Below are 21,967 nucleotides of genomic sequence, written 5' to 3' on the forward strand. Positions count from 1 at the left end.
CGTTCGGGGCGGTTGTTTTGTTGCGGCGGCCCGCGGCGCTAGCGCACGAAAGTGATGTAATCCACGTTGACCGGCTCGCCGCCGAGACGGCGCAGCTTCGCGTTCACTTGCCCGCGGTGGTACTGGCCGTGCAGCGCCACGTGCGTGAGAATGTCCCGGATGGACGTCCGGAACTCGCGGCCCGTCTGGTTCGCGTAGACGACGACGTCGTCCAGCCGTTCGGGCTTCAGCCGCGCCAGGTAGGACGCGAACGCCTCCTTGTTCAGCTTCGCCAGCTCGACGCAGGCGTCCACGCCGTCCTCCGACCAAAGCGGCACGTGCGCGCTGTCCTGCCCCTGCAGCCGGGCATGCCAGACCTGCTCCGCGCGCAGGACGTGCTCGAAGAGCCCCGCCGCTTCGGCGCTGCCGGAACGGTCGGCGCACAGCGCGCTCAAGATTCGCTCGTTTGCCCAGTTCACATGGTCGAACATTCGTTTGATCGTTTCCATCTTCGCGATCCCTTCCTTATCAGAGGCTCTCCTTCAGCTTTCCCTTGACGGGACAAACCATGACCTGCACGCCGAACGCCTCGATTTCCCGCAGCAAGCCCGGGTCCGTCAGGTCGCTCGTGATCAGCGCGTCAACGTCCTGAAAGCCCGCAAACGACACGAGCGCCTGCCGTTCGAACTTGCTGTGGTCGGCCAGAATGACGATGCGGCTGCCGGCCTTGATCATCGCCCGCTTCACTTCGGCCTCGTACAGGTCGGAGCTGGTGAAGCCTTTGCCGAGCGCGATGCCGGAGGTGCCGAGAAAGGTGGAGTGGGCGCTGTACGTGTTCAGCTCCCCGACCGCCTGCGGGCCGACGAGCGACATCGATTTCGTGACCAGTTTGCCGCCGAGCACGAAGATCGACGCCGCTTCGTTCTGACTGCACTCTTCCGCGACGTTCATGCCGTTCGTCACGAGCACCAGATTCGGAATTTCCTTCAGATGGCGGGCCATGCACCACGTGGTCGAGCCGGAATCCAGCACGACGATCTGCCCTTCGCCGACGAGCGAAGCGGCCAGCTTGCCGATCGCTTCCTTCTCCTCGTAATACTGGAATTTGCGCTGCTGGACGGGGAGGACGGAAGCGAGCGACTGCTGATAATCGTCGGTCAGGATCGCGCCGCCGTAATTTTTTTGCACCATGCCTTCCTTCTCCAGCTGCTGCAAATCCCGGCGGATCGTCTCTTCGGACACGCGGAATTCCTTGACCAGATCGGCTACCTTGACGCTATGCTCCTGAAGCAGCATTTCTTTGATTTTATTCCGGCGCTGGACCGCGATCATAAGGAACCCTCACTTCGGCCTATAATGAATTGGCTTCATTATACGCATTTTTTGGGAGCTAGTCGAATGTCCGCGGCGAAGAAAGGAGGACGGCGGCGGCCGGGGCGTTCCAAGCCGAATAGGCCACGCCCCGCAAGGCATCCGGCACGCCGTGCCAGTCGACGGCGATCGCGCGCCGCTCGCCCGGCAGCAGCGTGAAGCCGTTGTCTTCGAAATAGGCGTAACCGGTGCCTGCGGACGGTCCGTTCGGGTCGGCCGGGCCGTCCGGTTCGTCCAGCCGCACGTTCAGCGCGGCGGCCTCGCCGGCGTTGACGAGCTCGAGCCGCGCCCGGACCGGCGCGGCCGCGGCGCGCGCGGCGGCGTGCGCGGGCCGAGCCGCGCCGCCAAGCGCGGAGGCGCCGGCGGCCGATGCGGCGGCCGATGCTGCTTCCGGCGCGGCGTCCTCGGCCGGAAGCAGCCGCGCGTGCAGCGTCGTCTCCGGCACGCGCAGCAGCGGCGTCAGATCGCCGGCCGCCGAGAAGACGTACCGGTTGCCGGCGAGGGGCCGGCCGCCGGCATCCGCGAGCGACAGCGTGAGGACGAACGCGTCCTCGCCGATGTCCGCGAGCGGGCATCGCGCCGCCCCGAGCCGGACGGCGCCGCCGTCCGGCAGCGCCGCGGGCGCCGTCTCGCCCGCGGCGTAGACGCGGCCGCTCGCGCCGGCGAGGCTCCATGCCGCGCGCGCGCCGTCCGCCGCGCGCGGCAGCGACGAGGCCGCCCACAGCTCGGCGGCGAAGGCGTCGCGCCCGGCCCAGGCCTGCGCCGCGAACGCCGCCGTCACGGCGACCGGCCGGTACGCCCGCGCCACCGCGTAATACGCCGGCTTCGGGCAGGCGTCGTAATCGATCGCGGACGTGCAGTAGGCGTTCGGATACGGCTCGTTGAGCTGCCAGGGCAGCGTGCCGCTGCTGCGCGGCTGCCGGCGAATGCTGGACTCCACGGCGTAGCGGAGCCCTTCGGCCTGCAGGAACTGGCTCGCGCGGATCAGCGTCCCGACGTCGCCGAGCGCCTCGCCGAAGGAACGCTGGACGAGCGGCTCGTTGATCCACCACGCCCCGCGGTGGAAATAGACCGGATTGTCCTTGGTCGCCGGCCACTGCCGCTCCGGCGGGATCGTCCGGTCCAGCGCCCGCCGGTTCGTCATGCCTTCGACCCCGAACTCGCTATGGAGCAGCGACGTGCCGTTGTTATACAGCTCGTAATGGCCGGCGAGCCCCTGATGCTCCCAGGGACCGTGCACGTCGTGCAGGCCGTCCGGGTCGCGGGCGATCGTCTCGAGGCTGTTCATGAATACCCGGCCCGTCGGCGAGGTCGGCAGCCACAGCGCGTCCGGATGGAGCCGTTCCACGGCGGCGCGAAGCAGGCCGAGCACCGGCTCGCCGTCGTCCAGCGGCCGGTTCCCGGCGTCCTGCAGCTCGTTGCCGCCGCACCAGAGCACGAGCGACGCGTGGTTTCGCTTGCGCGGGACGATCGCCTCGGCCTCGCGCGCCATCATCGCCAGGAATTCGGGCGCCTCGCTCGGCTTGTCGGCGATGCCGGAGCTCGATTGGACGAACTCCTGCCATACCATGATGCCGTACCGGCTGCACAGCTCGTAGAAGGCATCCTTCTCGATCAAGCCCCCGCCCCAGACGCGCAGCATGTTGACCCCGGCGCGCTTCGCCAGCGTCAGCAGCCGTTCCAGCTTCGCCGGGCGCTCCACGCCGTACATCGCGTCGAGCGGCACCCAGTTCCAGCCTTTGACGTACGTTCTCCGTCCGTTGACGACCAGCGTGTACGGCCGGGCCGACGGATCCGCCCCCTCGTTGCGGGCGAACGCGACCTTGCGGATGCCGAACGGCACCGTGCGCGCCGCGGACAGCTCCGGGACAGCCGGCATCGAAGCAGGGTCAGTCCCCGGACCCGCCTCCCCGCCGTCCGCCTCCGCCCCGGCCGCGACGTATACCCGCACCTCGGCCTCGTAGCGGTAAGCCTCCGCCTCGGGCGCCGAACCGTTCGGCTGCCACAGCTTCGGCCGCTCCACCGGCAGCCGCAGGCGAAGCGTCGTCTCCCCGGCGCCCAGCGCGTGCTCGCCGGTATGCTCGGCCACCCGCCGCCCCCCGGCGTCGCGCAGCACCGCCTTCACCCGGGCGCGCACGGCGGCGGAGACGGACAGCGCCGTCTCGACCTCGACGTCGGCGCGCGCGCAATCGTCCGCCAACACCGGCCGCACGTAGACGTCCTCGATCGCCGCCGGTCCGGAGACGTCCAGATACACCTCGTCCCAGATGCCCTGATGGATCATGCGCGGGCAGAAGTCCCACCAGTACGTCATCCGGCTTTTGTGCGTGCGCACGTACGCGGTCTTGCTCACCTGCGGCTGCTCGTCGGGCGCCTTCTCGACGACGACGGCGAGCAGGTTGCTTCCCCCGGCGTTCAGCAGCTCCCCGACTTCGAACTCGGCGGGCGTGTACATGCCTTCATGCGCCCCGAGCCGGCGGCCGTTCAAGAAGAACTGCGCCGCGTAGTCGACGCCCTTGAAATGCAGCTTCACCCGCCGGCCGCGGCAATCCGCCGGCGCCTCGAACGTCTTGCGGTACACCCACGTCCGCTGCGGCACCCACTCGACGAGCAGGCTGTTGCGCTCCACGTACGGATCGGGCACCTCGCCGTTCGCCAGCAGATCGTGCAGCACGGTCCCCGGCACGGAGGCGGGCCGCCACCAGCGGACGTCGGCGGTGTCCGGCTTCTCCGCGTTCCGCCAGACCCAGTCTTCCCCGACGAAATCCTTCAGCAGCCAATCTCCGCCGTTCAGGCTGATTCGGGCCGGAATCATGCTTCCTGCTCCCATTCCAGCAGATTCGTCTCGGTCACCGGCCGCGACGGGTCCGCCGGCACGCGAAACGTCTTGATCTCGCACGGCCCGAAGTCCGCTTCGAACGAGCGGCCGGCCCGCGGCAGCGCGATCGTCGCCCGGACCGCCTCCTTCGCCGTCTCGTAGCAGCGCACGATCAGGTCGTCGTTGTCCTCGGACCGCTTGACGGCGCTGACGACGACGTTATCCCGGTCGACGCTCAAGTAGGACGCGCGCTGCGGCAGCTCGCCGTCATGATACGTTTCGATGACGACGGTCGGCGCCTGGTTCAGCTCCAGCGCGCGTTTGACCGTGCCCGCTTCCTCCCAGCTCCCCGCGTGCGGCAGCAGCCGGTAACGGAACCGTTGAATGCCTTGGTCGATGAACGAGTAATGGCCGTCCGGATCGGGCACGAGCGGGTCGTGATGCGCGTAGATCGGGCTGCGCAGCACGGTCAGCGCCAGCTCCTTGTTGTGGATGCTGTAGCTGTATTTGGCGTCGTTCATCAGCGACAGGCCGTATACCGCGGTACCATCGCGCACGATGCCGCCGTAGTCGACCCAGCTTTGGCCCGGCTCTTCTTCGCCGTTATGCTCGCGCTCCTTGAAGCCGTACGGAATCTCGTACGTCTGCTTCGTGAACACGAGATTGACCGGGAAGACGAGCTTCAGCATCTTGAACCGCTCGCGCCAATCGACCGTCACCGCCACGTCGACGTAATCGAGCTCGCGGTACAGCGTGAAGTCCTGCACCAGCGTCGACCGCCCGTACTCGCTCGTCACCCGGACGACCGACTTGACCGGCCCGTGCTCCACGCGTCGGACGCTCGTCGCGACGAAGTCGCCGATGGTTTTGTTGAAATGAATCACGTTATGGCTCCACGTGTCGGAGCGGTCCTCGAGCACGACCGGCCGGGCGCCCGCGCTGCGCAGCACCTCGAAGCCCGCCCGTTTGTCGTAGAGGCTCGTCATGAAGCCCGTCGCGGGATCGAATTCGATCCGCAGGCGATCGTTCTCGAGCCGGCGGTCGCCCGCTTCGACCGGTTGTCCCTCCGGCTGCCAGCCGAACGGCCGTTCCCCGGACGGCGCTTCCTTCGCGGCCGGAAGCAGCTTGTACACGCGGTACCCCAGCGGCGGCAGATCCGCGACGAAGCTGAGCCGGGACCGGCCGCCCGCCGTCGCTTGCGACTGCACCGTCTGGTACGCGACCCGCCGGCCGGCGTCGTCCGTCAGCGCCATGCCGTCCTTCAGCCCGCCGATCTCGAGCTCCACGTTGACGGTGCTGTTCCAGGCATGCGGGTTGAAGACGACGATCGGCTTCATCCCCTCGACCTGCTCGATGCCGATGTTCCAGGACAGCGACTGGACGGCGTCGTTCAAGTTCCGGTCGGCGATGCTCATCGCCTCGCCGTGCATGTTGCGCGCGTCTTCGTAGGCCGCCTCCAGGCTCGTCCCCGCCAGGATGTCGTGGAACTGGTTGAACAGCACGTTCGTCCACGCCCGGCGGAAGTCTTCCGGATACGGCAGGCCCGTGACGCGCTGCGCGAGCGCGGACCATTTCTCCGCGGCGATCAGGCGGTTCTCCGCCTGGCGGTTCCACTGCTTGATGCCGGAATGGGCCGCGTAGCAGCCGCTCGCGTGATGCTGCAGATCGTCATGGACGACCGGAAGCCGAAGCCCTTTGCGCTCGACGTCGGCGAAGAAGTCGTTCGGCCCGGCGAAGACGATTTCGGGGAAATCCGGCCGCGCGTTCATCGCCCGCAAGCTCTCGATGTTCGCCTTCGTCGGCCCCCCGCCGTGGTTGCCGACGCCGTAGAACACCATCAGGTCGTCGAGCGGCGCCTTCATCTCGCCCATGCAGCGGCGGACGTGATGTTCCAGCTCTTGGCCCCACGTGCAGTATTCGAACGGAATGCGGAAGGCCAGCACGCGGCTGCCGTCGTCCGATTCCCAGTGGAACAGCCGGGACGGCAGGCCTTTCTCGTTCGGCATCGGCCGCATCATGACGTAATAGTCCATGCCGCTCTTCTTCAGGATCTGCGGCAGCATGCCGTGGTGGCCGAAGCTGTCGACGTTGTAGCCGACCTTCGCCGTCACCCCGAGCTTCTCCTTGAAATAGCGCTGGCCGTACAAGCCTTGGCGCGCGAACGATTCGCCGCCGGGGATGTTGCAGTCGGGCTGCACCCACCAGCCGCCGACGATCTGCCAGCGGCCTTCGGCGACGCGCGCGCGGATCTCCTCGAACATCGCCGGGTCGTTGCGCTCGACCCATTCGTAGTTGGCCGCCGAGCTGTTCGTGAAGATGAAATCGCCGTATTCCTTCAACCGGTCGAGCGCGGAGCGGAAGGTCGCCTTCGTTTCCTGAAAGCCTTCCTGCCACTGCCACAGCCAGACGGGATCGAGATGGGCGTTGCCGATCATGTAGAGCTTGCGGTGCTTCATGGACGCAGCATCCTTTCTGTCCGTTCGTTTCGACTCTTCTTGGGTTTCGATGGTATCGCCATTGTTCATTCGTTTCGCCTGCCGCTTCGCGCGCGCGCGTCCGCGAGCCGCTTCTTCGTTCAATACCGAAACCGTTCGTGAAACGGCTTGAACCACGGGTTCATGTACGTGCCGAGCTGCCGGCGCGCTTCTCCGACCTTCGCATGCGCGTCGTACGCGAGCGTCGGCGGCAAATGGCCGAATGTCATCAGCTCGAAGCGGCGGGCCAGCAGCTTGTCCAGCGAAGCCTGCCAATCGTCCAGGTCGGAGCCGACCTTGGGATGATAACCGCCCCACAGCGCATCGCCGGCGATCAGCACGGGACCCGGGGCCGCGTCGAACAGGAACGAGACGCTTCCGGGCGTATGCCCCGGCGTGTGGATGACCTCGAGCCGGTATCGGCCCGCCGGCAGCGCGTCGCCCTCGCGCAGCAGGCCGTCGGCCGCCGCCGGCGGGAACGGCCGGCCGTACAGGAACGCGCCGGTGCGCTCGGGATCCCCGGTCTCGACCTGCCGGCGGTCCAGCTCGTGCACGTAGAGCTTCGCGCCGCTCTCCGCGCGCAAGCGCGCGAAGCCGGACAGATGGTCCCAGTGTCCGTGCGTCGCGTAGACCGCCCGGATGTCCTGCGGCCGCACGCCGAGCGACGCCAGGTTCCGCTTCAGCGCCGGATAGCCTTCCGCGCTCCCGCAGTCGACCAGCACCGGCTCGTCGCCCGTGAACAGGTACGCGCTGGCGTCCCACGGATGCGTCAATTTATCGCCGGCGACGGCGTAGAAGCCCTCCGCGAGCCGGACCGCGTGCGGGGGATATTCCGTCTCCTTGCTCATGGCCGCACCCGCCCTAACGCGCGAAGAACGCCGCCGCGCCCTTGCTGCCGAGGAAGTCCGCGATCTTGTCCGCGACGGTCCGTTCGACCGCCGCGCGGCCCGTCTCCAGCCGCTCCGCCGGCAGGGCGCGGCACTCCGCGTCGGTCATCCGCTCCGTCCGGCCGAGCGCCGCAAGGAGCGCAAGCTCCAGATCGGTCGCGATGTTGACCTTGCTGACGCCGCCGCCCGGCAGCGCGATGGCCTGCCGCATCATGTCCGCGGGCACGCCGGAGCCGCCGTGCAGCACCAGGTGCACCGGCGTCAGCTCGCGGATGCGCCGCAGCCGGCCGTAGTCGATCTTCGGCTGCTTCACCATGTAGACGCCGTGCGCGGTGCCGCACGAGACGGCGAGCGCGTCGACGCCCGTCTCCTCGGCGAAGCGCTTCGCTTCGACCGGATCGGTGTACAGCTCCTCGTCCTTGTCCGTCTCCACGAAATCGGTCGTCCCGATCATGCCGAGCTCCGCCTCCGCCGAGACGCCGCGGGCATGCGCGTATGCGGCCGCCTCCTTGGACAGGGCGATGTTCGCCTCGAGCGGCTGCTCGGAGGCGTCGATCATGACCGACGTGAAGCCGGCCTCGATCGCGAGGGCGATGGTGTCCATTTCCTTCGTATGGTCAAGATGCAGCACGACCGGCACGGTGATGCCTTCCGATCGGACCGCCTCGTAGAACGCGTCGCCAAACTGCCGCGGCGTGATGCCGTACCGGAGCAGCTCCTTGTGGGAAATTTGCACGATGGCGGGCGAAGCCGATTGCTGCGCCGCGCGAAGCACGGGCACGATCATCGGGGTGTAGCGCGGCGAGAACGAGCCCGTCGCGTAGCCGTGGCGCTCCGCCAGCACGAGCGCTTCCTTGAGCGTAATGACGTTGGCCGGTTTGGTACGGGTTTGCATGGAAGGTCATCTCCATCCTGAATTGGTCTCTGTTTGGGTTTGATGCTTGGATCGCAATGAATAATGGACGAAATTAACCGTCATCTAGTAAATGAATTGAAGTCAGTTGCCTTTATCTAATTACAAACGCGTTCTCCCCCTCGCTGCCGCTTACCCCTTCGTGCCGGCCGAGATGTTCATGCCTTCGATGAAGTAGCGCTGGAAGAGGAAGAACAGCGCGACGACGGGCGCGAGCACGATCAGCGAGCCGGCCATCAGGTAATGCCACTGCATGCCTTCCGAACCGACCGCGCCTTTGAACGATTCCAGGCCGATCTGCAGGGTGTACTTGGACACGTCGTTCACGTAAAGCAGCGGCCCGAGAAAATCGTTCCACGCCCCGTTGAACGTCAGGATCGCGATCGTGGCCACGGCCGGCTTCGCCAGCGGCACCATGATGCGGGACCAGATGTACAGGTGGTTCGCGCCGTCGATCTTCGCGGCCTCGATGAGGTCGTTCGGAATCGTCATGAAGAACTGCCGCAGCATGAACACGGAGAACGGTCCGCCGAAGAAGCCCGGAACGATGAGCGGCAGGTACGTGCCGACCCAGTGCAGCTTCGAGAACAGGATGTACTGCGGGATGAGCGTGACGAAGCCCGGAATGATCATCGTGCCGAGCAGAACGGAGAAGAGGAGCTGCCGGCCGGGAAATTTCAGCTTCGCGAAGCCGTACGCGATGAACGTGTTGGACAGCACGTGGCCGATGACGGCGAACACCGCGATCGTCAGCGTGTTGAGCGTGTAGCGGGTGAAGTCCGCCAGGTGCCACGCTTCCTCGTAGTTCTTCCAATGCCATTCGGCCGGGAAGAACGCCGGCGGGTATTGGGCGATTTCCTGCGGCGTCTTGAGCGACGTGGAGACCATCCACCAGAACGGCAGGATGAACAGGATGCTGCCGCCGATCAGAACGACGAGCACGGCGAGCGTGGACAGGCTGCGTTTCAGTTTCCGGCTCTGGTAGAAGCTTCCGCGGCCGGAGCGGACCGTTGCGGCGTTCATCGCTGATCTCCTCCTTCATAGTGCACCCAATACTTGGATACGAGCATGTTGACGATCGTGATGACGATGACGATCAGGAACAGGAACCAGGCCATGGCCATCGCGTACCCCATGTCGAACACCTTGAACGCCTTCAGGTACATGTACAGGTTGTAGAACATGAGCGAGTTCATCGGCGCGCCGGGGCCGGAATTGTCCGACATGATATAGCCCTCTTGGAAAATCTGGAAGCCGCCGATCAAGCCGGTCACGACCTCGAAGAAAATGACGGGGCTGATCATCGGCAGCGTGATCGTGCGGAACCGCCGGAACGCGCCCGCGCCGTCGATCTCCGCCGCCTCGTAGAGCTGCTCCGGCACGCCCTGCAGGCTCGCCAGGTACATGAGCATGCCCCCGCCGACGCTCCACATTTTCATGAAGATGATCGCCGGCTTCGTCCAGGCCGGGTCCGTCAGCCACGACGGGCCGTCGATGCCGACGAACGAGAGCATCTGGTTGACGAGGCCGGATTCCGGGTTCAGCAGCTGCATCCACAGCAGGTAGACGCCGACGCCGGAGAGGACGGACGGCAGGTAGAACATCGTGCGGAACAGCCGCATGCCCGGAATCTTCCGGTTGAGCAGCATGGCGATCGTCACGGACGACAAGGTCGTGAGCGGCACCATCAGCACGACGTAGTACAGCGTGTTGCGAAGCGAAATCCAGAACAGCGGATCTTCCTTGAACATCCGGTGGTAGTTGCGGGTCCCGACCCAGTCCATCTGCGACGTGACGTCGTAGTTCGTGAAGCTGGCGTACAGCGAGAACAGCAGCGGACCCGCCGTGAACGCCAGGAAGCCGAGCACCCAAGGCGACACGAACAGATAGCCCCAGGCGATCTCCCGCCGTTCCATCGTCGCCCGCTTGATGCCCTTCCGGGGCCAAATTCGACTCATGGTTTATCCCTCCCGGTCAAAATGATGGCGGACGCCTCCGCCAAGCAAAAGCGGAGCGGCGCCACTGACGCCGCTCCGCCGCTTCCGTGCCCAGTCGCGCGAATCGCTACTTGGCATTCATGGCCATCAGGTTCTCGACGGCCTTCTGCGCTTTGTCAAGCGCTTCCTTCGGTTCTTCCTTGCCCAAGAGGACGGCGTCGACCTCCGGATTGATCAGGTTGCGGAAGTCCGGCGCGTTGACCGGCACCGTCGCGACCTTCGTGAACTGAAGGTTATCGACCGCGGCTTTGTAGACCGGATCGGCCTGCAGCTCGGGATCGTTCGAGGCCTGCACGTTCGCCACGTTGTCGAAGTTCATTTGGCCCCAATACTTCTGCGCGGCCACGTCGGTCAAGTACTTCATGAATTCGTAGCTTTCCTTCGGATGCTTCGCGCCCTTCGGAATCTCGACGACGAAGCCGCCGCCGACGCTGTTGTGGCCCGTGCCCGGTTTGAATTCCGGCAGCGGCGCGATGCCGACGTCGTCCTTGTTCGCGGCGAAATCGCGAATCTGCGTCCAGAACGTCGCGGCGTCGATCTTGATGCCGAGCTTGCCGGCGATGAACGGATCGTTCTGCTTGCTGCCGAAGCCGGCCTTGAACGCGTCGAGGTTCTTCTTGCCGAGCCGGTCGGCCCAGCTCTTCACCCAAGACAGCGCTTCGATCTTGGACGGCGTGTTGATGTGCGCGCCGGATTCGTCGACGAGCGCCTGGCCGTCGGAATTGGCGAGGAACAGGTCCCAGCCGCCCGCGATCGTCGGCTCGTAGCCGAGCCGTTCGATTTTGCCGTCGCCGCCGATCTTGTCGAGCTTCTTGGCGTCCGCCTCCAGCTCCTCCCAGGTGGCCGGCGGCTTGTTCGGGTCGAGGCCCGCTTCCTGGAACATCTTCTTGTTGTAGAACATGACGCGGGTATCGGTGACGAACGGAAGCGCGTACGGTTCATTGTTATAAAGGGCGGTCTTCCATAATTCCGGGAAGAAGCGGCTCTGAATGTCCTCGCTGCCGATCAGGTCCTTCAGGTTCGTGTTCTGGTTCTTGGACGCGCGCTGCGCCACCGTGGAGATGTCGTTGACGATGACGTCCGGCGGATTGCCGGCCGCGACCTGCGCGAGCTCCTTCGTCCAGATGTCGCCGAACGGCAGGTACGTGTGCTTGACGAAAATCTTGTCCTGCGAGGCGTTAAAGTCGCTGATGATCTTCTCGATGATCGGCCTGCGGGTCGTCGAGCCCCAGAAGGTCCAGAAGTCGAGCTGCACCTTCTCCTTCTTGACGTCGGCGTTCGCCGCCGAAGCGTTGCCGGCCGTGCCCGCGTTGCCGGCCGTGCCGGCGTTGTCGTTGCCTCCGCATCCCGTCAGGATGGTGCCCGCGGCCAACCCCATGGCCAGGAGCGCGAACGAAGATTTTTGTAGCGCTTTCATAAAATCCTCCCCCAATTGATGATTTTTCAGGCGCACGCGCAACAACCCGCATTCATAGATGGCATTCGCGACTATGAAGCGCTTTCAATGTGGGCTGTTGAAGCCTTATGGGTACATAATACCCGCACAACGCCAACTTGTAAACAACAAATTAGGGGTTTTGTGGATTTAAACGCAGCTTAATATTGGGGTTTTGTGAGTTTCATCGAGCAGCTTCGCGGCTTTTCGACCGTTTCGGGGCGAAGCCTCGCGGGATTCGGAAGAAGCCGATTATCGCCTGCCTGCGCCCGACGCGGACAAAAAAGCCTCGGAACGCCGTATGCGTTCCGAGGCTTTTCTCCAGCTTCCGCTATGCTTATGCAGACGGCTCGAGGTCGAGAACCGCCCGCGCCTCTTCATGACCCGCTCGTCCGTTCCGTTACCGCTGGATCGGCTCGATCCGGTACGTGCCGGCCTCGCCGGGGCGCTCCTCGCGCACCGCCCAGCCGTACGACAGGACGGACAGCAGCCGTTCGCGCTCCGCCGGCGTCAGCTTGGCGACGACGGATTCGTTGCCCGCTTCCAGCACGAGCTCCGGCTCCTGCGCGAACGCGACGTTGATCCACGAGCGGATGCCGCGCACGGTGTTGTACTTGATGGCGTAGCCTTCGCGCACCGCCCGTTCGAACGTCTCCGGGTTCGCGGCCGCGAAGTCCGCCAGCTGCGCGTAGTCGAATTCATAGATGCTGTCGTCGGCCGGCAGTCCGTCGCGTTCCCGGATGCGGCGGACGATCTCCTCGTCCGTCCAGCCCAGCCCGCGCAGCCCTTCCAGCATCAGCGCGTCCCATTGGGACAGTTTCGCTTTCGTTTCCATGAGCCCTTCCTCCTTCATGAGATCAATGGCCCGCCACGAAATGGCCCGGACGGACCTCCCGCAGCCCGCCGTCTCCGCCGCCCTCGCCCGAGGCCCGCGGATCGTAGACCAGCGGACGCTGCTCGCGCGCGAGGCGCGGATCCGGAATCGGGATGGACGAGAGCAGCGCCTTCGTGTACGGATGCAGCGGATTCTCGTACAGCTCGTCGCTCTCCGCCACTTCCACGAGCCGGCCGCCGTGCATGACGCCGATGCGGTCCGAGATATGCCGCACCATGGAGAGGTCGTGCGCGATGAACAAGTACGTCAGGCCGAATTCCGCCTGCAGGTCCTCCAGCATGTTGATGACCTGCGCCTGCACGGATACGTCGAGCGCCGAGATCGGCTCGTCGCAGACGACGAACTCCGGCCGCACGGCCAGCGCCCGCGCGATGGAGATCCGCTGCCGCTGGCCGCCGCTGAATTCGTGCGGATACCGCAGCATATGCTCCCGCTTCAGCCCGACCCGCTCGAGCAGCGCGCCGACCGTCTCCTTCCGTTCCCGGTCGCCCTTATGAACGCCGTGAATGTTCATCGGCTCGCCGATCAGCTCCAGCACGTTCATCCCCGGGTTGAGCGAGGAATACGGGTCCTGGAAGATCGACTGGATGCGCCGGCGGAACGGCTTCAGCTGCTTGTCGCCGAGCTTCGCGAGATCGTGCCCGTCGAAACGCACTTCGCCGTCCGTGTAATCGTACAGCCGCAACAGGCACCGCCCCACGGTCGACTTGCCGCTGCCGGACTCGCCCACGAGGCCGAACGTCTCGCCGCGGCGGATCTGGAAGCTGACGCCGTCGACCGCCTTCAGCACGTCCCGGCCGCGCCCCAGCAGATCCGTCCCTTTCGCGAAATGCTTCTTCAGGTTCCGCACGTCCACCAGCACCTCGCCGGCGCCACTTGATTGCGCCTCGCCCGCCGAACCGGCCGGCAGGCCGCCGTTCGTGACCTCGCTCATCGCGCCTCGCCTCCTTCCGCCAGCGCCTGCGCCAGCGTCTCCTTGCCGTCCACGAGCCAGCAGCGGGAGGCATGGCCTTCGCCGAGCCCGAACATCGGCGGGAGCGCCTTGCACTTCGCGAACGCGTGCGGGCAGCGTTCCATGAACGGACAGCCGGGCGGGGGATCGATCAGATCCGGCGGCGAGCCTTCGATCGGGACGAGCCGCTCCCGGCCCGCTCCGCCGTGCTTCGGCAGCGAGCGCAGCAGCCCCTGCGTGTACGGATTGCCCGTGCGGTAGAAGATGTCCTCGACGCTGCCCTCTTCCATCACCATGCCGCCGTACATGACGACGACGCGCGTGCATACCTTCGCCACGACGCCGAGGTCGTGCGTAATGAGCACGATCGCCGTGCCGGACTCCTCCTTCAGCCGCTGCAGCAGGTCCAGCAGCTGCGCTTGGATCGTCACGTCGAGCGCGGTCGTCGGCTCGTCCGCGATCAGCAGCTCCGGGCCGCACGAGAGCGCCATCGCGATCATGACGCGCTGGCGCATGCCGCCGCTGAATTCGTGCGGATATTGGCGAATCCGGCGCTCCGGCTCGGAAATGCCGACCTTGCGCAGCATCTCTGTTGCTTCCTTCAGCGCCGCGTCCTTGCCGAGCCCCCGGTGCCGGCGGATCACCTCGGCCATTTGGAAGCCGATCGTCTTGACCGGATTGAGCGACGTCATCGGGTCCTGGAATACCATGGCGATCCGGTTGCCCCGGAGGCTCCGCCACTTCTTCGCCGGCAGGCCGCGCAGGCTCTCGCCGCGGAACGCGATGGCGCCGCTCTTGATTTCGCCCGGCGCGGCGATCAGGTCCAGGATCGCCTTGGCCGTCACGCTCTTGCCGCTGCCGGATTCGCCGACGATGCCGACGGTATCCCCGGCGCCGACGCGGAAGCTGACGCCGCGCACGGCTTGATTTTCCCCGCTGCGGGTATGGAACGAGACGCGTAAGTCGTCGACTGTCAGCAGCTGTTCTGTCATGGTCTCTTCACTCCTTTGCCCTTCGGCCGCCGCGTCTATCGTTTGCCGAGCTTCGGTTCGAAGCCGACGCGCAAAATATTGCCCAGCATGTTAAAGCAGAGCACCGTCAGAAATATGAGGACGCCCGGAAATATCGCCAGATACGGCGCTTGAACGATATAGCCCTGCGCTCCGTTCAGCATGCTGCCCCACGTCGCGTTCGGCGCCTGCACGCCGAAGCCGAGGAAGCTGAGCGACGACTCCATCATGATCGCGGAGGCGATGTTGTTCGTCGCGCTGACGATGATGACGGGCGCGAGGTTCGGCAGCACATGCCGGCCGATGATGCCGAACGCGCCCTGGCCGGACGCCTTGGCGTACAGCACGTATTCGCGCTCCTTGAGCGCGAGCGTCTCCGCGCGGACGATCCGCGCGATGTTCATCCACATGAGCAGCGAGATGATCACGATCAGGTTGCCGACGCTCGGCTTCAGGTAGACGCTCAGCAAAAGCAGGATAAGAAAAGTCGGAATAGACAATATGATTTCCACGATCCGCATCAGCACGGTATCGATCCAGCCGCCGAAATAACCGCTCGCGACGCCGACCGCCACGCCGATGCCGGTCGACAGGATCATCGCCAGGAAGCCGACCGTGAGCGACACGCGGCCGCCGTACAGCGCACGGGCGAAGTAATCCCGCCCGTAGTCGTCCGTGCCGAACCAATGGCCGGCTCCGGGCGGCTTCAGCTTCTCCAGCACGTTCAGCGCGTTCGGATCCTTGTTCGTCAGGAACGCGAAGGCCGCGGCCAGGACGAAGACGGCGAGCAGCGCAGCCGCGGCGATCCCCAGCTTGTTGGCCATCAGCTCCGCGCCGACGTTGCGCCATTTGCTCCGATTCATGGTGTCACCTCGTAAGTTTGATTCGTGGATCGGCAAAGCCGTACAGCATGTCCGCAAGCAGATTGCCGACGATCAGCATGACGGAGGACAAGAGCGTGATGCCCAGGATCACGGGGTAGTCGAAGCCGCGGACCGCCGTCATCCCGAGGGAGCCGATGCCCGGCCAGGAGAAGACCGTCTCGGTCACGATCGCGCCCGTCACGAGGTCGCCGAGCGACATCCCGAGCAGGGTGATGACCGGCAGCAGCACATGCTTCAGCACGTGGCGGAACAGGATCGTCCGCTTGGCGGAGCCGAAGGCGTATTGGATCTGCACGTAGTCCTCCTTCAGCTGGCTGATCGTGCTGGAACGGATATAGCGCACGTAGACGGACAGGAAGCCGATCGCGAGCACGGCGCAGGGCAAAATCCCGTGCTTGATCACGTCGAGCGCGCCGTTCTTGCCGATCGTATGCATGCCGAGGCTGGGCAGCCAATGCAAGCGGATGGCGAATAAATAGACGAACAGAATCGCGAGCCAAAACAGCGGCACCGAAATGCCGATGTAAGCCAGCAGGTTGACGAGCTTGTCGACCCACTTGTTCCGGTTCGCGCCCGCGAGCAGCCCGAGCGGAATGGCCAGCAGCACCGCGAGCGCGATGGCGGCCCCGACCAGCCCGGCCGTCGCCGGCAGCCGGTCGACGATCTGCCCGAGCACCGGTTGATGGTTCACGAGCGAATAGCCGAAATTGCCGCTCAGGCCTTCCTTCAGCCACTTGACGTACTGCACGTACGCGGGCTGGTCCAGGCCGAGGTTGTGCCGGACGCGCTCGATGTCGTCCGCGTGCATGTTCGGCGTCACGAAGGACAGCACCGGGTCTCCCGGCGCCGCCTTCACGAGCGCGAAGCAGACGAGCGAGACGAAAAAGAGCATCGGCACGGTTTGCAAGAGTCTTCGAACGATGAGTCGTCGCATAATGTCGCTCTCCCAGCTGCATGAAGCAAAAAAATAAGCCGGATGAACCAGCTTATTTTCCCGCGCATCCTTATTTCAGATAAAGTTTGGACGGATCTTCGAAAATCACGACCGGCTTCAGGATGGCTTCATCCAGGCCGCCGTATTTTTTGTCCACCGCCACGATCGTCTTGGTGTAGGCGATCGGGTAGACCGGCGCGTCTTCGGCGACGATTTCCTGCAGCTGCTTGTAGATCTCGCCGCGTTTCGTCGTGTCGCCTTCGGCGCCGCCCTGCTTGAACAGGTCGTCGACCTTCGGGTTGGAGTAATGCGTATAGTTGGCGTCGCCGTTCGTCGCGTACAGGATGCTGTACGCGTCCGGATCGTAGCCCATGATGTAGCCGCCGGCCGCGAGCTCGTAATCGGTCGACTTGAGATCCGAGAACTTCGTGCCGTACGCGGAAGCGTCCATGGCGTTGATCTGCACGTCCACGCCGACCGCCTTCAGCTTCTGCTGCACGTACAGGGCGATCGCTTCCTGCGCCTTGTTGCCGCTCGACGTGATGAAGCGCAGCTTCAGATTGCCGGCGCCGGCCGATTGCAGCAGTTCCTTGGCTTTCGCGGCGTCGTTGTCGAAGCTCGGCACGTCGTTATCGAAGTAGATGTTGTCCGAGGCGAGGATCGACTTGGCCGGATCCGCGTAATCGCCGGACATGTACGCCGTCGAGATCAGCTCCTCGCGGTTCAGCGCGTAGGACAGCGCCTGGCGCACTTCCTTCTTCTTCAGCGCGCCCGTGTCGCTGTTCTCGTTGAAGAGCAGGTACGACAGGCGGCCTTCGCTATACGGCAGGATTTCGAAATTGTTCGTCGCTTGAATCGTCGCCACGTCCTGCGGATCAAGGTATTTCACGTTGATCTCGCCGTTCTGCAGCGCCAGGTTGGCGGCGTTCGTGTCTTTCGCGATGCGGTACGTGATGGAATCCAGATGCGGCTTGCCGCCGAAGTAATTATCGAAGCGCTCCAGCGTCACGTACTCGCCCGTCTTGTATGCTTTGAACTTGAAGGCGCCGGAACCGACCGGGGTCGCGTTCTTCGTGCTCTTCTCGATGTCGGCTTCGTTCTCGAAGACGTGCTTCGGAATCGGCGACACTTGGACGAGCGTCGCCTCGAAGGCCGGCGCGACCTGCGGGAGCTTGAATTCGACCGTGAGGTCGTCCTTCTTCACCGCTTGGATCGGCTTGCCGTTGATGATGAAGTTCGCGCGCAGGAAGCTGTTCTGCTTCTCGTCGAGAATCTTGTCGATCGTGAACACGACGTCGTCGGCCGTCAGCTTCTGGCCGTCATGCCACGTCAGGCCGTCCTTCAGCTTGAGCGTATAGGTCAGCTTGTCCGCGGAAAGGTCCAGGCTGTCCGCGAGGTAAAACGTCTTCTTGCCGTTATCGACTTGGAACAGCGGCGCGTACAGCGCTTGGTCGATCGTCAGGCTGACGCGGTCGCCGGCGTAGTTCGGATTCAGAATAACCGGATCCGCGCCGACCGCGACGATCAGACTGCCGCCGTCCTTCGGCTGGCCGTTGTCGGCCGCTTGTCCGTTGTTCGCCGGCGCGTTGCCGGTCGTCGTGTTGCCCGTGTTCGTTCCGCCGTTGTTGTTGCCCGAGCAAGCGCTCAGCAGCACCGTCAACGACAGCATGACGGCCCCGATAATACTCGTGCGTTTACGCATGATGTCTCTCCCTCTCTTAGCTAACATGAAATCTCTCTAATGCCTAGTATTGTATACTGGTTTAGTCGGAATTGCAATGGGGAAAACGCGTCTTGACGGGGACCGCTTAGGACGGAAGTCGCGCTTGATTGCGCTTATTATGCCACAATTGGGAGAAGGCTATCAGTCCTGTCATAAAACGTTCGAAATTTGCCGAAACAAATCGAAAACGCCCGCTCCTCTGTCGGAACGGACGCTCGGCTTCCGGTTGCGCTTGCGTCGGCGCGAACGAGGCCGCGTAAAGTCGGAAGGGGACGAGCCTCCTTCGGCTCGCCGGCGTCGCGGTTTCTTATCCGGCCGGCTTGGCGTACTTGGAGCGATCGGCGGGCCGACCGCCCCGACATGCTTTATGTACACTTGCGGGCGCCCAACCTGCTCGGCGCAGGTTCCTGCTTCCTCGTCAACCTCGCGTGCCCTCGCTTGTTCAGCGATAGGCGACCGCCGCCCAGACGCAGAGCCCGGCGAGCGCGACGCAGGCCCAGAAGATCCGGTACGCCCGGCGGACGGGGCGGTGCGCGAAGGCGCGTTTGCCGATCAGGATTTCGTTGCCGACGAAGACGCTCAGCCCGATCAGCGCATAGCCGCCGTAGATCGCGAGCAGCGTCGAGGCGGGTTCGCCGGTATCGTTGAACAGGAACGCGACGCCGAGCAGCAGCAGCGCGCCCAGCGTCGCGAGCGCGGAAATCGCGCGGACGATGTTTGGCAGCACGTTCATGGCGCACCTCCTTCGGATGGCAGGTCCATCGGTTCGATATCCTTTATTACCCCAGCGGCCGCGATGTAATCGGGTTGGCCGAGGGTATCGCGTTCGGCGCCGTCGCACGCGAGCCGGGCGAAACGCGAGTTGCCGGGCAGCTCGGCCGGCTTGTTGGCCGGTTCGAGCCCATCGGACGTCTCGAAGTCCTCGACGGCGGGCAGTTCCGCGGTCTGCGCTTTTCCGATTGCTCGTTCCCGGACCGGATGGCGTTTCGGCACGTTACGGTCGCGCGCTTGCTTCGCAGCCTGCATTTTACGGCAAGCGTACGAATGGCCCCGGCGGAGCAACGCTTCATTCTAGCAGATATCGGCAGATGCGGAGGCGTAGATTATTGTCCGTTTCAGCCTCCTACGTGATAATGACCCTCATAGGTCGTGAAGCACACGCCGTCTCGATACGATGCTCATCCGTAGAACCGGACGCATCGGCGAGGCGGCTTTTTTGCGCACATTTTCAGGGGGCGGGATCGCGATGACGAGATTCGGACAGCAGTATGAGGAATGGATGCAGCGGCAGCTCGCGGAGGAGCCGAACGCGCGGCGGAACGAGCTGCCGCGAAGAGGACTCGGGCATGGCAGCGTCGCCTTCCTCCGCTCGGTGTGGTTCCCGGCGGTCGGCCACTTCCACGATCTGCACGCGGAGTGGGAAGTGCGGGATTTCGGCAACGGTTACCGTTACTTGGATCTCGCCTATCGCCCCGGGGGCGCGAAAGGCGCCATCGAGATACAAGGCTACGGGCCGCACGCCCGCGACTTGGACATCGTGCGGTTCAAGGACTTATGCCGCCGGCACTGCTTGCTGGCGCTGGACGGATGGACCTTTCTTCCCATCGCCTATCCCTCGATCGTAGACGAGCCCAAGGCATGCCAACAGCTGGTCTTGGCGTTCATCGACAAATTCGTGGCAACGGACGTTCCGGCTTCCTTGTCCTGGCTCGAGGCCGAGACCGTCCGTTTCGCGCGCCGGCTGCTGCGGCCTTTCTCACCCGTGGAGCTCGAAAGTCACCTGCGCGTCAGCGACCGCCATGCGCGGCGGGTGCTGCATGATTTGGTCGAGCGGCAGCTGCTCGATGTCGCGAGCGGCAGTCAGCGGGCGCGGACGTACCGGATTCGGGTCTGAGTCGGATGGCGCTTGGCTGCAAGCCGGCGCGAGCCGACCGGATTCGAGCATCAGCGGGTTGGCGCTTGGCAGCAGGCGGGCGCGAGCCCACGGCATTCGAGTATCAGCGAGTTGCTGCTTGGCTGCATGCGGGCGCACGAACCTACCGGATTCGACCATCAGCGAGTTGCTGCTTGGCAGCAACCCTTCGACGGTTCGGCTTTCGGCCGATCGTCTTTTGGCAGCTAGTTTTTAGCCGCTGAGCTTTGAAGGTTCAGTTCGGCAGAATGACCCGTTTCGGCGAAATAAGCGCTGTGGTGGCCGCCAAATGTATGTTGAGGGGTAGTTCCTCGCGTAATTTCGTGCACGACATGGATCCGCGCCACAGTCGCCGCGACGACCCGGCGACCCGGCGGCCCGGCGGCGCCCGGCCGTGGCGCTTGCGCGGCTATCGCGCTACCAACCGTGGCGGCGGCTTGGCAGCCCGGCGGCGCCCGGCCGCATCGCTCGCGCGGCTATGCGCGCTACCGCCGCACGGCCACGCCTTCGCGCCGGGCACAGCCGCCGCTGCTATCCGGCGCCACGCCCGGCCGCGGCGCTTGCGCGGCTATCGCGCTACCAACCGTCGCGGCGGCTTGGCGGCCCGGCGGCGCCCGGCCGCATCGCTCGCGCGGCTAGGCGCGCTACCGCCGCACGGCCACGCCTTCGCGCCGGGCACAGCCATCGCGCCACAGCCGCCGCTGCCATCCGGCGCCACGCCCGGCCGCGGCACTTGCGCGGCCATCGCGCCCCGTCCGCCGCGGCGACCCGCTGCCGGCCCACGCCGCCTGCGCGGCTGCGCACGCCCTCCCGCGCCATGCCACCAACGCCAAAAAACCCCCGCGCCCGGACAGACGTCCGGCCACGAGGGTTCCAACGCAAAACCGCCTACTCTTTCACGCTCCCGAGCACGATTCCTTTCATGAAGAACCGCTGCAGGAACGGGTACACGAGCAGGATCGGCAGGGCGCCGAGGAAGATTTGCGCCGCTTTGGCGGTGCGGTCGTTGACTTCGGCGAGCGACTTCATGTCCGAGGAGGACATGAGCGTCAGGTCGCGGTTGATGACGACGGTCTGCAGGTAGCTCTGCAGCGGATAATGGTCCGGCGAGTTCATGTAGATGATGCCGTCGAACCACGAGTTCCAGTGGCCGACCGTCGCGAACAGCGTGATCGTCGCGAGCGCCGGCAGCGACAGCGGCAGGAAGATGCGCCATAGCGTCGTCCAGTGGCCGGCGCCGTCCATGAACGCCGCCTCCTCCAGCTCCTTCGGCAGGCCGCGGAAGAAGTTGAGCAGCAGGATGACGTTGAACACCGGCACCGCGCCCGGCAGGATCATCGCCCACAGGCTATCCATGATGCCCGTGTACTTGACCGTCATGTAGAGCGGGATGAGGCCGCCGCCGAACAGGATCGTGACGACGAACACCCAGGCGTACAGCGTGCGCATCGGGAACTTCTTGACTTCCTTCGAGAGCGGGTAGGCGACGAGCACGGTCAGCAGCATGTTGAACGGCACGCCGACGGCCACCCGCTTCAGCGTCACGACGATCGATCTCCAGAACGCCGCCTTATGCGTGACGAAATCGTACGAACTCAGCGTGAACTCCACCGGCCACAGCTTGACGTAGCCCGCCTGGGCGGCGGCGCTGGAGCTGAAGGACAAGGCCAGGACGTGGATGATGGGCAAGATGCAGAGAATGCCGAGACAGGCCAGGAAGACGTAGTTGAACGACAGAAACAGCCTGCGGCTAAACGTGTAATGCTCCAGCATTCAAACTCGC

19 protein-coding genes are annotated in these 21,967 nt (G+C 64.8%); 1 reads left to right on the forward strand and 18 read right to left on the reverse strand.

What is annotated here, in order from left to right:
- Positions 1 to 38: 38 nt before the first annotated feature.
- The 17 genes from BMZ79_RS10210 to BMZ79_RS10290 form a co-directional block, all read right to left on the reverse strand.
- Positions 39 to 488, reverse strand: coding sequence for a DinB family protein (locus BMZ79_RS10210; protein WP_090639374.1), 450 nt, complete (start codon positions 486 to 488; stop codon positions 39 to 41).
- A gap of 19 nt (positions 489 to 507) precedes the next feature.
- Positions 508 to 1,311 (reverse strand): DeoR/GlpR family DNA-binding transcription regulator, encoded by an 804-nt coding sequence (locus BMZ79_RS10215; RefSeq protein WP_090639376.1) that lies wholly within the window; start codon positions 1,309 to 1,311, stop codon positions 508 to 510.
- 58 nt (positions 1,312 to 1,369) lie between these two features.
- Positions 1,370 to 4,165 carry a glycoside hydrolase family 2 protein gene (locus BMZ79_RS10220; protein WP_177222087.1) on the reverse strand — a complete coding sequence of 932 codons (2,796 nt, stop codon included), beginning with the start codon at positions 4,163 to 4,165 and terminating at the stop codon, positions 1,370 to 1,372.
- Positions 4,162 to 6,624 (reverse strand): alpha-mannosidase, encoded by a 2,463-nt coding sequence (locus BMZ79_RS10225; protein WP_090640161.1) that lies wholly within the window; start codon positions 6,622 to 6,624, stop codon positions 4,162 to 4,164. Before BMZ79_RS10225 ends, BMZ79_RS10220 begins: the two co-directional genes overlap by 4 nt.
- Positions 6,625 to 6,743: 119 nt before the next feature.
- Positions 6,744 to 7,490: an MBL fold metallo-hydrolase gene (locus BMZ79_RS10230; RefSeq protein ID WP_090639380.1), complete on the reverse strand. Its 747-nt coding sequence runs from the start codon at positions 7,488 to 7,490 to the stop codon at positions 6,744 to 6,746.
- A 13-nt stretch (positions 7,491 to 7,503) separates the two neighbouring features.
- Positions 7,504 to 8,424 (reverse strand): class II fructose-bisphosphate aldolase, encoded by a 921-nt coding sequence (locus tag BMZ79_RS10235; protein ID WP_090639382.1) that lies wholly within the window; start codon positions 8,422 to 8,424, stop codon positions 7,504 to 7,506.
- A gap of 150 nt (positions 8,425 to 8,574) precedes the next feature.
- A complete protein-coding gene (locus tag BMZ79_RS10240) occupies positions 8,575 to 9,465 on the reverse strand; it encodes a carbohydrate ABC transporter permease (protein WP_090639384.1) in 891 nt (296 codons plus the stop codon).
- The gene (locus tag BMZ79_RS10245) at positions 9,462 to 10,400 is read right to left on the reverse strand and encodes a carbohydrate ABC transporter permease (RefSeq protein ID WP_090639387.1); all 939 of its coding nucleotides are present in this window, start codon (positions 10,398 to 10,400) and stop codon (positions 9,462 to 9,464) included. Before BMZ79_RS10245 ends, BMZ79_RS10240 begins: the two co-directional genes overlap by 4 nt.
- 106 nt (positions 10,401 to 10,506) lie before the next feature.
- Positions 10,507 to 11,856, reverse strand: a complete 1,350-nt coding sequence (locus BMZ79_RS10250; protein ID WP_090639389.1) for an ABC transporter substrate-binding protein — start codon at positions 11,854 to 11,856, stop codon at positions 10,507 to 10,509.
- 418 nt (positions 11,857 to 12,274) lie between these two features.
- Positions 12,275 to 12,709: a hypothetical protein gene (locus BMZ79_RS10255; RefSeq protein WP_208848486.1), complete on the reverse strand. Its 435-nt coding sequence runs from the start codon at positions 12,707 to 12,709 to the stop codon at positions 12,275 to 12,277.
- A 22-nt stretch (positions 12,710 to 12,731) separates the two neighbouring features.
- The gene (locus BMZ79_RS10260) at positions 12,732 to 13,703 is read right to left on the reverse strand and encodes an ABC transporter ATP-binding protein (protein ID WP_090639394.1); all 972 of its coding nucleotides are present in this window, start codon (positions 13,701 to 13,703) and stop codon (positions 12,732 to 12,734) included.
- The gene (locus tag BMZ79_RS10265; protein ID WP_090639396.1) at positions 13,700 to 14,713 is read right to left on the reverse strand and encodes an ABC transporter ATP-binding protein; all 1,014 of its coding nucleotides are present in this window, start codon (positions 14,711 to 14,713) and stop codon (positions 13,700 to 13,702) included. Before BMZ79_RS10265 ends, BMZ79_RS10260 begins: the two co-directional genes overlap by 4 nt.
- Positions 14,714 to 14,748: 35 nt before the next feature.
- Positions 14,749 to 15,594, reverse strand: coding sequence for an ABC transporter permease (locus BMZ79_RS10270; protein WP_090639398.1), 846 nt, complete (start codon positions 15,592 to 15,594; stop codon positions 14,749 to 14,751).
- Between the two features lie 4 nt (positions 15,595 to 15,598).
- Positions 15,599 to 16,549: an ABC transporter permease gene (locus BMZ79_RS10275; RefSeq protein WP_090639402.1), complete on the reverse strand. Its 951-nt coding sequence runs from the start codon at positions 16,547 to 16,549 to the stop codon at positions 15,599 to 15,601.
- Between the two features lie 70 nt (positions 16,550 to 16,619).
- On the reverse strand, positions 16,620 to 18,251 hold the full coding sequence (locus tag BMZ79_RS10280) for an ABC transporter substrate-binding protein (RefSeq protein WP_371263662.1): 1,632 nt from the start codon (positions 18,249 to 18,251) through the stop codon (positions 16,620 to 16,622).
- Between the two features lie 463 nt (positions 18,252 to 18,714).
- The gene (locus BMZ79_RS10285) at positions 18,715 to 19,005 is read right to left on the reverse strand and encodes a hypothetical protein (RefSeq protein ID WP_090639404.1); all 291 of its coding nucleotides are present in this window, start codon (positions 19,003 to 19,005) and stop codon (positions 18,715 to 18,717) included.
- A complete protein-coding gene (locus BMZ79_RS10290) occupies positions 19,002 to 19,298 on the reverse strand; it encodes a hypothetical protein (RefSeq protein ID WP_090639407.1) in 297 nt (98 codons plus the stop codon). Before BMZ79_RS10290 ends, BMZ79_RS10285 begins: the two co-directional genes overlap by 4 nt.
- Before the next feature lie 220 nt (positions 19,299 to 19,518).
- Between BMZ79_RS10290 and BMZ79_RS10295 the strand changes: the two genes are divergently transcribed.
- Entirely contained in the window at positions 19,519 to 20,166 is a 648-nt protein-coding gene (locus BMZ79_RS10295; RefSeq protein ID WP_090639410.1) for a transcriptional regulator, read from the forward strand.
- Positions 20,167 to 21,072: 906 nt separating this feature from the next.
- Here the strand turns inward: BMZ79_RS10295 and BMZ79_RS10305 are convergent.
- A complete protein-coding gene (locus BMZ79_RS10305; RefSeq protein ID WP_090639415.1) occupies positions 21,073 to 21,957 on the reverse strand; it encodes a carbohydrate ABC transporter permease in 885 nt (294 codons plus the stop codon).
- Positions 21,958 to 21,967 lie beyond the last annotated feature (10 nt).

Source organism: Paenibacillus sp. UNC496MF (genome assembly GCF_900113915.1).
Classification (GTDB): Bacteria; Bacillota; Bacilli; order Paenibacillales; family Paenibacillaceae; genus Paenibacillus_Z; species Paenibacillus_Z artemisiicola.